The organism is Methylocystis rosea SV97 (assembly GCF_000372845.1).
In the GTDB taxonomy this organism is placed as follows: Bacteria; Pseudomonadota; Alphaproteobacteria; order Rhizobiales; family Beijerinckiaceae; genus Methylocystis; species Methylocystis rosea.
This window is the reverse complement of record NZ_KB889963.1, coordinates 2,266,877-2,279,977: the sequence shown is the minus strand read 5'-3', so window position 1 is coordinate 2,279,977 and position 13,101 is coordinate 2,266,877. Positions and strand designations below refer to the sequence as shown.

Annotated in this window: 9 protein-coding genes; 5 read left to right on the top strand and 4 right to left on the bottom strand. The window is 62.7% G+C overall.

Going from position 1 to position 13,101, the window contains the following annotated elements; all coding sequences use genetic code 11:
• Window positions 1-48: 48 nt before the first annotated feature.
• Window positions 49-1,218, bottom strand: coding sequence for a zinc-dependent alcohol dehydrogenase (locus A3OO_RS0111985; protein ID WP_018408087.1), 1,170 nt, complete (start codon window positions 1,216-1,218; stop codon window positions 49-51).
• Window positions 1,219-1,473: 255 nt separating this feature from the next.
• On the opposite strand from A3OO_RS0111985, the gene gyrB reads away from it, so the two are divergent.
• From gyrB to A3OO_RS0111965, 4 genes are all read left to right on the top strand, one after another.
• A complete protein-coding gene (gyrB, locus tag A3OO_RS0111980) occupies window positions 1,474-3,921 on the top strand; it encodes a DNA topoisomerase (ATP-hydrolyzing) subunit B (protein WP_018408086.1) in 2,448 nt (815 codons plus the stop codon).
• A 305-nt stretch (window positions 3,922-4,226) separates the two neighbouring features.
• On the top strand, window positions 4,227-5,483 hold the full coding sequence (locus A3OO_RS0111975; RefSeq protein ID WP_018408085.1) for a serine hydroxymethyltransferase: 1,257 nt from the start codon (window positions 4,227-4,229) through the stop codon (window positions 5,481-5,483).
• Between the two features lie 5 nt (window positions 5,484-5,488).
• On the top strand, window positions 5,489-5,809 hold the full coding sequence (locus A3OO_RS0111970) for a (2Fe-2S) ferredoxin domain-containing protein (RefSeq protein WP_245257152.1): 321 nt from the start codon (window positions 5,489-5,491) through the stop codon (window positions 5,807-5,809).
• A 79-nt stretch (window positions 5,810-5,888) separates the two neighbouring features.
• Window positions 5,889-6,149: a hypothetical protein gene (locus A3OO_RS0111965; protein ID WP_018408083.1), complete on the top strand. Its 261-nt coding sequence runs from the start codon at window positions 5,889-5,891 to the stop codon at window positions 6,147-6,149.
• A gap of 37 nt (window positions 6,150-6,186) precedes the next feature.
• Here the strand turns inward: A3OO_RS0111965 and A3OO_RS0111960 are convergent, their stop codons facing one another.
• Window positions 6,187-9,468 (bottom strand): efflux RND transporter permease subunit, encoded by a 3,282-nt coding sequence (locus A3OO_RS0111960; RefSeq protein WP_018408082.1) that lies wholly within the window; start codon window positions 9,466-9,468, stop codon window positions 6,187-6,189.
• Between the two features lie 20 nt (window positions 9,469-9,488).
• Window positions 9,489-10,685 carry an efflux RND transporter periplasmic adaptor subunit gene (locus tag A3OO_RS0111955; protein ID WP_040573854.1) on the bottom strand — a complete coding sequence of 399 codons (1,197 nt, stop codon included), beginning with the start codon at window positions 10,683-10,685 and terminating at the stop codon, window positions 9,489-9,491.
• Window positions 10,686-10,864: 179 nt separating this feature from the next.
• Between A3OO_RS0111955 and A3OO_RS0111950 the strand changes: the two genes are divergently transcribed.
• Window positions 10,865-11,200: a GYD domain-containing protein gene (locus A3OO_RS0111950; protein WP_018408080.1), complete on the top strand. Its 336-nt coding sequence runs from the start codon at window positions 10,865-10,867 to the stop codon at window positions 11,198-11,200.
• A gap of 28 nt (window positions 11,201-11,228) precedes the next feature.
• Here A3OO_RS0111950 and glsA read toward each other — a convergent pair whose 3' ends face one another.
• Entirely contained in the window at window positions 11,229-13,040 is a 1,812-nt protein-coding gene (gene glsA, locus A3OO_RS0111945) for a glutaminase A (RefSeq protein WP_018408079.1), read from the bottom strand.
• Between the last annotated feature and the right edge of the window lie 61 nt (window positions 13,041-13,101).

Below are 13,101 nucleotides of genomic sequence, written 5' to 3'. Positions count from 1 at the left end.
TCCAAGACCGCGATCCTCCGAACGTATCCGGGGACTAGCGCTTACGTATCAAGGAGTGAGCACGACTTTCACGCAGCCGTCCTTCCGGTCGCGAAAAGTCTTGTAGAGCTCAGGCCCGTCCTCGAGCGATCCGCGGTGCGTGACGACGAAGGACGGATCGATTTCCCCGGACTCGATACGTTCAAGCAACCTCGGCAAATAGCGCTGAACGGGAGTCTGCGCCATGCGGAAGGTGAGGCCGCGATTCATCGCCGATCCCAGCGGCACTTTGTCGAGAAATCCCGCGTAAACGCCGACGATCGACACCGTTCCGAAATTGCGGCAGCAATGAATCGCCTGGCGCAGCACATGCGGCTGATCGGTCCCAAGAAACGTCGCGACCTTGGCGCGGTCGATCATCGAGTCGATGCTAGCGGTCGGGTCGGGTTCGGTTCCGACCGCGTCAATGCAGGCGTCGGCGCCTCGGCCCTTCGTCAGGCTCTGGATCGCCTCGTAAACATCAACCTTGCTATAGTCGATCGTCTCCGCCCCGGCCGCTTTGGCGAGGCTGAGCCGCTCAGGCACCTTGTCGATCGCGATGACGCGTTCGGCGCCAAGCAGGAACGCGCTGCGGATGGCAAATTGGCCGACCGGGCCGCACCCCCAGATCGCGATGACGTCGCCGGGCTTAATGTCGCAGAATTCGGCTGCCATATAGCCCGTCGGGAAAATGTCGGACAAAAACAGCAGCTGATCGTCGCGAAGCTGAGAGGGGACCTTGATGGGCCCGACGTCCGCGTGCGGCACGCGCAGATATTCCGCCTGGCCGCCAGCGTACCCGCCCAGGAGATGCGAATAGCCGAACAGACCGGCCGGAGAGTGCCCCCAGAGCTTTTCAGCCTTGGAGTGGTCACGGTTGGTGCGCTCGCAGGCTGAGAAATAGCCGCGCTGGCAGAAGAAACATTCCCCGCAGGAAATGGTGAAGGGCACCACGACTCGGTCGCCGACCTTCAGCTTCTTCGTTTCCGAGCCGACTTCGACGACCTCGCCCATGGTTTCGTGCCCGAGCACGTCTCCAGTATGCATTTCAGGAACGACGCCATCGAAAATGTGCACATCGGAGCCGCAGATCGCGCAGGCGGTGACCTTGATGATAGCGTCGCGCGGGTCTTCGATTTTGGGGTCGGGAACGCTCTCGCAGCGAATGTCGCTTTTGCCGTGGAAGGTAAGCGCTTTCATGGAAAGTGACTTTCTCTTGGCGGCCCGCGAACTTAGCCAGCCCGAAACGCGAGCGCGTCGCCCCGCCTGTGAACTAGCGGCCGCAGCAAATGGTTCCAGCCCGCACTAAGGGTCAGCGAGCGCCCGGGATAGTTGGCGCGTTCCCTGGCAAAAGCGCCCAATCGTCAACTATTTCCGTGCATTGACGTCGCCATTCGCGGTAAGATCGCCTGTTCGAATCATAAGCCCTCAACAGCACGGAAACTCCCAAAAAATATGAGCGATAGCGACAATCTGAACGGCGACCCGGCGGAATATGGCGCAGGGTCCATCAGGGTGCTGCGTGGCCTCGACGCCGTGCGCAAGCGTCCCGGCATGTATATCGGCGACACGGACGATGGCACCGGCCTCCACCACATGGTTTACGAGGTGGTCGACAACGCTATCGACGAGGCGCTCGCCGGCCATGCCACCCATGTCGACGTGACGCTCAACGCAGACGGCTCTTGCACGGTCTTCGATAATGGCCGCGGCATCCCGACCGACATCCATCATGAGGAAGGCGTTTCAGCGGCCGAAGTGATCATGACGCAGCTGCACGCTGGCGGAAAGTTCGACCAGAACTCCTACAAGGTTTCTGGCGGTCTGCACGGCGTCGGCGTCTCCGTGGTCAACGCCCTCTCCGTGTGGCTGAAGCTGCGCGTCTGGCGCGACGGCAAAGAACACGCAATAGAGTTCGCCAACGGCGACGCGGTTGCGCCGCTCATCGTCGTGGGGGACGCGCCGGTCGTCGACGGCGCGCCCAAGCGCGGCACCGAAGTGACGTTTCTGCCGTCCTCCGCGACCTTCACGATGACCGAGTTCGACCTTGCGACGATCGAGCATCGGCTTCGCGAACTCGCCTTTCTCAATTCCGGCGTGCGCATCGTTTTGACCGACGCGCGACACGCCGAGGTCAAGCGCGACGAGCTTTATTACGAGGGCGGGCTCGAAGCTTTCGTGCGCTATCTCGACCGCGCGAAGACGCCGCTTGTCTCGGCGCCGATCCTCATTCACGGCCAGCGCGACCAGATCAACGTCGAAGTCGCGCTGTGGTGGAACGACAGCTATCACGAAAATGTGCTGGCCTTCACCAACAACATTCCGCAGCGCGACGGCGGCGCGCATCTCGCTGGATTTCGCGGCGGGCTGACGCGCCAGATCACCGGCTACGCCGAATCCTCCGGCGTCGCCAAGCGCGAGAAAGTCGATCTCACCGGCGATGACTGCCGCGAGGGACTGACCTGCGTTCTGTCGGTGAAAGTGCCGGACCCGAAATTCTCCTCGCAGACGAAGGACAAGCTCGTCTCCTCGGAAGTGCGCCCGGCCGTCGAGAATATCGTCAACGAATTGCTCGGCCAGTGGCTGGAGGAGCATCCAGCCGAAGCCAAGATCGTCGTTTCCAAAGTGTGCGAAGCGGCCGCCGCGCGCGAAGCGGCGCGCAAGGCGCGCGAGCTGACGCGCCGCAAGGGCGCGCTCGACGTCGCCAATCTCCCAGGCAAGCTTGCCGACTGCCAGGAGCGCGATCCGGCCAAGGCCGAACTGTTCATCGTCGAGGGCGACTCCGCCGGCGGCACGGCCAAGCAGGGCCGTAATCGCGAATTTCAGGCGGTGCTGCCGCTGCGCGGCAAGATCCTCAATGTCGAGCGCGCGCGTTTCGACAAGATGCTGTCGTCCGAACAGATCGGCACGCTGATCACTGCGCTTGGCACGGGCATCGGCCGCGACGAGTTCAACGTCGACAAGCTGCGCTATCACAAGGTCATCATCATGACGGACGCCGACGTCGACGGCGCCCATATCCGCACGCTGATCCTGACCTTCTTCTATCGGCAAATGCCGGAGCTGATCGAGCGCGGGCATATCTTCATCGCTCAGGCGCCGCTCTACAAAGTGATGCGCGGCAAGTCGACGCAATATCTGAAAGACGAACGCGCGCTTGAAGATTATCTGATCGAAAGCCTGCTCGACGGGGCCGTGCTGCGCACCGGTTCGGAAGATCGCGCCGGCGCCGACCTGCGTCAAACGCTCGAAGACACGCGCGCGTTTCGCAATGTGATGCTGAGCCTGCATTCGCGCTATGACCGCGCCGTCATCGAACAGGCGGCGATGGCCGGCGATCTGACGCCGCTGACGGATGCAGCGGAGGCGAAGCGCTACGCCGACGACATTTCGCGGCGCCTCGATGCGATTTCGGAGGAGACCGAGCGCGGCTGGACGGGCGAGGTGCGCGACGCCGGCCAAAGTCTCGAATATGTCTTCAAGCGCACGCTGCGCGGCGTGACTCATGCCGTGACGCTCGACGCGTCGCTCTTGAATTCAAGCGAGGCGCGCAAGCTCCATGAGCGCGCCGAGAGCCTGCGCGAAATCTTCGCCGCGCCGGCGACCCTGATCAGGCGCGGCGACGAAGCTCCGCTCTCCGGTCCGCTCGCGCTTTACGACGCGATGAACTCGATCGGCCGCAAAGGCCTGATGATCCAGCGCTATAAGGGTCTCGGCGAGATGAACGCCGAACAGCTCTGGGAGACGACTCTCGACCGCGACGCGCGTTCGCTCCTGCAGGTGAAGGTGAAGGAAGCCGTGGAGGCGGACGACATTTTCGTCAAGCTGATGGGCGATGTCGTGGAGCCGAGGCGCGAATTCATTCAGGAGAATGCGCTGAACGTCGCCAATTTGGATGTGTGAGCCAAAGGCCCTCATCCTGAGGAGCGCGCAATGCGCGCGTCTCGAAGGACGAGGGCCGCCTCCAGAAACCAACGAGTGTCAGCGCAGCCCTCGTGCTTCGAGACGGCGCCTTGCAGGCGCCTCCTCAGCATGAGGACTGCTTAGGCAAACGCGGCGCGAGCAAATAATGCGCTCTCTGTCCCAGTTCGCCTGCGACGAATCCGTCATTGTACGAAAGAGTTCGCGTTTAACACTACGCGCAACGACGACGACATTCGCGTTTAATTTGATCGAGAGTGGTATCGGCGCCACGGAACTGAGCAATCATGACGGCGCATAGCCCACACTTAGATCTCGGCCTCTCCGCCGATCCTGAACTCGCCTCGGCCATCGCCGGCGAGTTGCGGCGGCAGCGGGACGGCATCGAGCTCATCGCCTCCGAAAACATCGTTTCGCGGCTCGTGCTGGAGGCGCAGGGCTCGATTCTCACCAATAAGACCGTCGAGGGCCTGCCCTTTGCGCGCTACTATGGCGGCGCGCAATTCGCCGACGCGATCGAAGCGCTCGCGATCGAACGTGCGAAGAAACTTTTCAACTGTCGCTTCGCCAATGTGCAGCCGCACTCGGGCTCCAACGCCAACGCCGGCGTGTTTCTCGGCCTCCTGAAACTCGGCGATGCGATCCTCTCGATGAATGTCGCCGCCGGCGGCCACATCAGCCATGGCCATCCGGCGACGCTGACCGGGCGCGATTATAAAATCGTCTCCTATGGCGTCAGCCGCGAGTCCGAACGCATCGACCTCGATGAAATGCGCGACCTCGCGCGCCGCGAACGACCGCGCATGGTCATCGCCGGCGGCTCTTCCTATGCGCGCGCAATCGACTTCGCTGAAATGCGCGCGATCGCCGACGAGGTCGGCGCCTATCTCCTCGTCGACATGGCGCATTTCGCCGGTCTTGTCGCGACCGGCCTCTATCCCGATCCCCTGCCCCATGCGCATGTCGTGACGACCACGACATACAAATCGCTGCGCGGCGCGCGCGGCGGCATGGCGCTGTGGAACGACGAAAGCCTGAGCGGCCGGATCAACGCCGGCATATTCCCCGGCGTGCAAGGCTCGGTGCTGCTGCATGGCGTCGCCGGCAAGGCGGCGTGCCTTGGCGAAGCCTTGCGGCCGGAATTTACGGCCTACAACCGCGCGGTGATCGACAATGCGCGGGCGCTGGCGCGCGCGCTCGCAGACGCCGGCCTGCGCATCGTCACCGGCGACACCGATATGGGACTGATGCTCGTCGATCTTGCCGCGCGTGGTTTGACTGGCGATGTCGCCGCCAAGGCGCTGGAGCGCGCCGGCCTCGCCGTCAACAAGAATATGATCCCCTTCGATCCGCGTCCGCCTGAATCGCCGTCGGGCCTGCGCCTTTCGAGCAACGCCGGCACGACGCGCGGCTTCGGCGTCGCCGAATTCGAAGCGATCGCGGGATGGATCGACCGGGTGCTGAAAAACCCGAGCGATGACGCGCTGATCGAAACTGTCCGCAAAGACGTCGCGGCGCTTTGCGCGCAACACCCAATCTATTGAGCGCCGTGAACGCTCCCCCCGTTCGTCTCCTCGTCTGCGTCGGCCCGCGCTGCGACGCCGAAGGGAAAGGCCGCAGGCTGCTCGCGTCGGTCGAGACGTCTTTTGCCCAGGCCTTGTCTCAGGAACTGGCTTCCGGCCGTCTCATCATTACGACGCGCGACTGTCTGCGGCTCTGCACGCGTGATCCGGTCGTGCGTTTCGAACCGTCAGGCGACGCCCTGTCCAATCCCTCGCTCGACGACCTCTTGCGTCTCACCCGCGCCGCCCTTGCCGAGCAAATCCCAGCGCCATCGCGAAGTTACGATGAACAAGAAAAGCTTAGTTGAACCCGCTTTGCTTTTCTCAAGAACGGTTCTACGCTAAGTTCTGCGCATTACTGGAACGCATCGGTGTGAAAGGATCAACATGCGTAAGCTCATTCCGTTTTCGTTTCTCTTCCCGTTTCTCTTGGCGTTCGCCGCCGCGACCTCTGCCTCCGCTCAGGGCACGTCACAGGAACGCTCCGACTGCATGGGCGACGCCCTGAGATTCTGCAGCTCCGACATTCCTTTCGTCGAAGAGATCGAATCCTGCCTAAGCGACAACGTGGCGCGACTGAGCCCCGCCTGCCGCCGTGAGTTCGGCCCCACGCAGAGCACGAAGCTGCGCGAAGAACATTTCCGTTAAGTCTGCGCCAGGCGTGGCCTTTTGCGCCCGCGCTTGATCATTGAAGTCTGCGCCGAAGGTCGTCGAGCCACCTCTTGGCTCGGCCCAGATCAATCTTTTTTGCTTCGTGCAAGCCGATCTCTTGCGCGAAACTCCCGTCCGAACTTGCAGCCGCCGGCGTGGACTCGCGGGCGCTCCCCGACTGGAAATACCGCGCGAAAATGCGCACGACCACATAGAAGGTCGGCGTGAACGCGAGGCCGAACAGCGTCACGCCGAGCATGCCGAAGAACACGGCGGTGCCGATCGACTGGCGCATCTCGGCGCCCGCGCCCTCGGCGATGGCGAGCGGCAGCACGCCGAGAATGAACGCCAGCGAGGTCATCAGAATGGGCCTAAGACGCGTGCGGGCCGCGGTGACGGCGGCGTCGAATTTGGATTGGCCGGCGTCTTCCGCCTGCTTGGCGAATTCGACGATGAGGATGGCGTTCTTCGCCGCGAGGCCGATCAGCACGACGAGCCCGATCTCGACCAATATGTTGCGATCGAGCCCCCTTGAGACGACCCCGAGCATCGCCGCGAGAATGCACATCGGCACGATGAGGATCACCGAAACCGGCAGGAGCAGGCTCTCATAAAGCGCAGCGAGCAGCAGAAAGACGAAAACCACCGCAAGGCCAAACGCAATGGCGGCGGTGTTTCCGGCAAGCTTCTCCTGCAGGGCGATTTCAGTCCATTCGAAGCCGAATCCTTGCGGCAGCTTCTCCGCCGCGAGCTTCTCGACCGCCGCGATGCCCTGGCCGGAGGAGACGCCGCGCGCGAGATTGAGCTGCACCTCGGCGGCCGGATAGAGATTGTAGCGCGGCACGCGGAACGCCCCCGTCGTGTCGCGGAAGGTGGCGACGGCGCCGATCGGCGCCATCGCGCCCGAGGCGCTGCGAGTCTTCAGATTGGCGATATCGCGCAGCGTCAGGCGAAAGGGATCATCCGCCTGCGCCATGACGCGGTAGGTGCGTCCAAGGACATTGAAGTCGTTGACGAAGGTCGAGCCAAGATAGACCGAGAGCGTCTCGAAAACGCGCGAGATCGGCACGCCGATGAGCTCGGCCTTCGTGCGATCGACGTCGGCGAAGATCTGCGGCGTGCGCGTGTTGAACAGCGTGAACGCCTGAGTGAATTCTCCCGACTGCCCAGCCGCGCCGGCAAGCGTCCACGTCGCGTTTTCAAGCGCGGGAAGTCCGCGCCCGGCGCGATCCTGCACATAGCCCTTGAGGCCGCCGCCGGTGCCGATTCCGGGCACCGAAGCCGGCGCCAGCACGAAGACGAAGGCGTCGTTCAGCTTGGACAGCTGGCCGTAAAGGTCGGCTTGAATCTGCGCCGAGGACAGCCCCTTCTTTGCACGTTCCTCGAAGGCCTCCAGCGTGACGAAGATCACGCCCGTGTTCGGAGCATTGGTGAATGTCGCGCCATCAAAGCCGGTGAAAACGACAGCGTCCTTGACGCCCGCGCGCTTCAAAATAATGTCGGTCGCCGCACGCATGACCTTGTCCGTGCGATCGAGCGTCGCCCCCGGCGGCAATTGGAAAGCGGCGATCACATAGCCGCGATCGAGTTGCGGTATGAGACCGGTCGGCGTTCGGCGCAGCAGATCGAAGGCGAAAAAGATGAGGATCGCATAGACGGCGAGCATGACGACGCCAAGCCGCACGAGACGGCCCGTCGCCGCGCCATATGCCGTCGACACCCTGTCGAACGCGGCGTTAAAGGCGTCGAAGAAGCGCCGCAGCGGCGCATGCGCCCAGCTCAGCCGATGCGTCTTCTCCTCCTCCTCCACATCATGCGGCTTCAACAACATCGACGCCAGCGCCGGCGACAGGGTCAGCGAAACGAACGCTGAGATCAGCGTGGCGCTCGCGATGGTGATGGCGAACTGCTTATAGAAGGCGCCCTGCAAGCCGCTGATGAAGGCCGTGGGGATGAACACGCCGCAGAGCACGAGCGCAATCGCGATCAGCGCCCCGCCGACTTCATCCATCGTCTTGTGCGCAGCTTCCTTGGGCGAGAGCCCTTGCGCGAGATAGCGCTCGACATTCTCCACGACGACGATCGCGTCGTCGACGACGATGCCGATGGCGAGCACCAGACCGAAGAGCGAGAGCGTGTTGAAGCTGAGGCCGGCGGCTTTCATCACGGCGAAGCTGCCGATCAGCGACACCGGGATCGCCGCCACCGGAATGATCGCCGCGCGCCACGTCTGCAGGAACAGGATGACGACGAGAACGACGAGAACGATCGCCTCGAGCAGCGTATGGACGACTTCGTCCACCGACTGCTGGATGAATTCGGTGGGGTTGTAGACAACCGTGTAATCGACGCCGGCGGGGAAATTCTTCTTGAGCCGCTCCATCTCCTGCTTGACGGCTTCGGCCGTCTGCAAGGCGTTCGAGCCGGGACGCTGAAAGATGCCCAGAGCCGTCGCAACGTCGTGGTTGAGATAGGCGTTGAGCGTATAGTCCTGCGCGCCGAATTCGATGCGCGCGATGTCGCGCAGATAAATCTGGCCGTCGGCGTCGGCGCGGATGACGATGTCGCCGAATTGCTCCGGCGTGCTAAGCCGTCCGAGGGTCTGCACCGAAAGCTGGAAAGCGCCCGCCGAGGCCGCTGGCGGCTGATTGACCGCGCCCGCGGCGACTTGCAGATTGGCGCCGCGCAGCGCGGCGATGACGTCGCCCGCCGTCAGATCGCGCGCCTCGACTTTCGCCGGATCGAGCCAGACGCGCATCGAATAGTCTCTCGCGCCAAAGAGGCGCGCGTCGCCGACCCCGTCGATTCGGGCGATGGCGTCCTTCACGTAGAGCGTCGCGTAGTTCGAAATATATTGCTGGTCGCGCGAGCCGTCCGGCGACAGCAGATGGACGACCATCATCAGATCCGGCGAGGCCTTCTTCACCACGACGCCGAAACGCGTCACCTCCTCCGGCAAGCGCGGGTTGGCGATGGCGACGCGGTTCTGAACGAGCACCTGTGCGAGATCGATGTTGACGCCCGGCTTGAATACGACGTCGATCGACACGCGTCCGTCGCCTGTCGATTGCGACGTGATGTAGAGCATGTCGTCGACGCCATTGACCTCCTGCTCGATGGGCGAGGCCACGGTCTCGGCGATTACGTCCGCCGACGCGCCGGGATAGGTTGCGCTGATATTCACTGTCGGCGGCGCGATTTCCGGATATTCGGAGACGGGAAGCGAGCCTTGCGCAATCGCTCCCGCAAGCGTCAGAAGCACGGAAAGCACCGCCGCAAAGATCGGCCGCTCGATGAAGAAGTGCGAAATGCGCATAGCGTTCCTGATCTCGACGTCTATCGGTCGCTGACCGCGACAGGCGCTTCCTTGATCTCGCCTTCCTTGGGCTGAACGGTCGCGCCGGATCGAACCATGGGATTTGCGAGCCCGCCGATCACGATCCGATCCTTCGCGTCGAGCCCGGATTGGATCACGCGCAAACCGTTGTGAATGGGGCCAAGACTCACCGATTTGGCGACGACCTTATTGTCGTCGGACACGATAAGCACGGTCTTGCTCGTCTGATCGGAGACGACGGAAGCGTCGGGAATGAGCAGCGCGGAGACGTCGCCGCCGAACAGGCGCAGGCGCCCGAAGGTGCCGGGCGTCAGAAAATAGTCCTTGTTGTCGAAGACGGCTCGGCCTCGGATCGTGCCGGACCGCCGATTCAGCTGATTATCCATGAAGTCCATGACGCCGCTGCGAGTCCACTCGGTCTCGTCAGCAAGCCGCACCGAAACGCGATTTTTGAACTCGCGCGAGGTCTCTTTCGGACGCTCCGCTGAGCGCGCATAGCGAATGTAGTCGGCCTCCGAGGCGTCGAAGATGAAGTGAATCGGATCGAGCGTCACGATCGTCGTGAGCAACGTCGCATCCGCCTGTCCGCCCTGAACGAGATTGCCCGAATCGACGCGACGGTCCGACACGCGCCCGGCGATCGGCGCGCGGACCTGCGTCCATTCCAGATTGAGTTCCGCGTTGCGAAGCGCGGCTTCGGCGCTCAAAACCTGCGCCCTGGCGATATCATTGCTCGCTTTGCGCTGATCGACGTCGCGCGCGGTAATCGTGCGACCCTGCGTCATCTCCTGAGCGCGGGCATAATCGCGGGTCGACGCCACGGCTTGCGCCTGCGCTCGAGTGAGTTCCGCACGCGCGCTGTCGACCGCGATCTGATACGGCCGCTGATCGATGACGAAGAGGACGTCGCCGGCTTTGACGAACTGCCCATCGGTGAAATTGATCTTCTCCAAAGCGCCGGAGACGCGGGCGCGCACCTCGACCTGCTTTAAGGCCTCGAAGCGACCCGTATATTCGTCCCAGCGCGGAATCGTCCTGGCGAGCGGGTGGGAGACCACCACTTCGGGGGCAGGACCCTCTGCGCGCGCGCCCACTGATTGGGCCAGAAACACCAATGCCGCGAGCGTTTTAAACAATGCGCTTGCGACTCTCCCGTGACCATCGCCGCCGCGCGCCGCCACAAAAGCCAACAGCATCTCACCTCCGGTTTTAACGTTCGCGTTAAACCGGCCATTCTTGACCGGCGCATAACGCAGACGACGTAAGGGCAGCGCTACCAGAAGGCAAATCGTGCTCCGCAGCGCCTCGCCCGCCCGCATTGCCAAGCTTTGCTAAAACGCGCAAACTACCGCCTCCGGACGGAGGAGCTAATAACATGCCCTTGTTCCTGGCGCAGTTTGCCTATTCTCCTGCCGCTTGGGCGACCCTCATCAAGGCGCCGCAGGATCGCGCCGCGGCTTCAGAAGCGCTTCTCAGGCACTTCGGCGGCCGCCTCATCGGATTATATTACACGCCCGGCGCAGAATATGACGGATTTGCACTCTTCGAAGCGCCCGATGAAACCACGGCTGCGGCTATTGAGATCGCGGACGTCGCCGCAGGGCATCTGAGCCGCAATCGGCTCACCAGAGTATTCTCGGCTGACGAGACGAGCGCGATGCTCCTGCAGGCGGCCACGGCCCCAAACATGACGCCTAAGAGCGCGGCGTAGTATTGCGGCGTCAGACGCTTTCCGCACGTCAATAGGCGCTGAGCAGGTCGACTTTGGCGTTGGCAAGCACCAGACGCCGCGCCAATAGCGCTGCAAGATTTCGCATGATCAGCTCTCCGCTTGCTGGATGGCTCTTGCGGAACGAAGCATAAGCGCTCAGCGGCAATTCAAGGCACTGCACCGCCGTGTCGGCCCACACGTCTGCGCTGCGCTCGCGTTCGATGAGCGCCATCTCGCCGAACACCATGCCTGGCGAAATCGACGCCAATCGCGCGCCGCTGCGCAATTTCACGCTGACCATGCCGCTTTGCAGAAAGAACAGCGAGGCTGCGGGATCTCCGGCGGCGATGATCCGCTCGCCGGTTTTGAAAGCACGCGCGAGCCCGATCGCCGCGATGTGGTCTATTTCAACCGAACACAGCCCAGCGAGCAGCGCCTGCTCGCTGAGATGGGTCCTCTTGGCCAAGCCTTCAAAGCCGCCATAGCGATAGATCACCTGATCTTCGGCCCATTCGATTGCGTCGTCGAGCAGCGAAAAATGACGCAGTTTTGGCAAAACGTTGCGCTCTGCGTGTATCGCCTGCCAGAGCTGCGACGTTTTTTCAAAGCCTGCGACGATGAGGGTGACGCCGCGAGCGGCGAGGCCAGCGAGCGTCTCCGCCAGGAGTCGCGCAGCGGCGGTCGTCGCGCTCGGAACGCGTCGAAAGTCCAAAATCAGCAGCTCGCCTGGCGGCCCTTCGCCATCCAGCCTGCGCGAGACGTAGTCCATTGCGGCGAATGAGAGCGCGCCGACGAGTTCGATCACCCGAATGTCGCTTGCGCGCTCTTGAAGAATCGCCAGCTCGAAATTCTGTCGGTTGCGGCGCGAGGAAACACCGGCTGCGTTGTAGTCGCTAATGATGCAGGTGCGCACATCGTCGCTGCGATTGAGCACATGCAATCCAAAATGCGCCGATAGCGCCTCGCAGACTTTTAGACCGCGGACGCTGTTGCCATGACTGTCGAGCCGGGGCGAAAAGGTGCCGAGCCCCAGTTGCGCCGGAAGGGCGGCGATGATTCCGCCGCCGACCCCGCTCTTTGCGGGAATTCCCACCCGATAGATCCACTCGCCGGCATAGTCGTACATGCCGGAGCTCGTCATCACCGAGAGCGTGCGCGCCACGACGTAAGAGGAAATGATTTGCTCGCCGGTGAGCGGGTTGCGGCCGCAGTTGGCCAACGTCGCCGCCATCACCGCCAAATCGCGCGCGGTGACGAGCACGGCGCATTGACGAAAATAGACGTCCAGAACGGCGTCGACGTCGTCGCCAAGCACGGAATAATTGCGAAGCAGCCAGGCGATAGCGCGATTCCTGTCGCCGGTCGCACGTTCCGAGGCGAACACCGCTTCGTCGACGTCGAGTTCGCGTCCGGCGAAGCGGCCCAGCGTCCGATGGATGAGGTCAAAAGCGCCGTCGCCTTCTTGCTGATGGATCAAACCGGAACAGGCGATCGCTCCAGCATTGACCATGGGATTGAACGGCTTGTTGTCACCCGTCAGTCGAATCGAATTGAAAGCGTCGCCACTAGGCTCGACGCCGATCACCGACTCGACGCGCTCGTGGCCAAGCGTTTCGAGTGCGAGCGCGAATACAAAGGCCTTCGATATCGACTGGATCGTAAAAGGCGTGGAACTGTCGCCGACCTCATAGACATGGCCGTCGATCGTTGCGAGGCTGACGCCGAAATGCGCTGGGTTCGCCCTCGTCAATTCCGGAATGTAATTGGCGACCGCGCCGGAATCGTCGACGGCGAACTGATCATGGCAGCGGCGCAAAAAGCCGCGGAGCGGTGGATACACGGCGTCTCCAAATTTTTCTCGCCTGCGGAACTGATCCCAGAGTCAGACTAATCGTCACAGC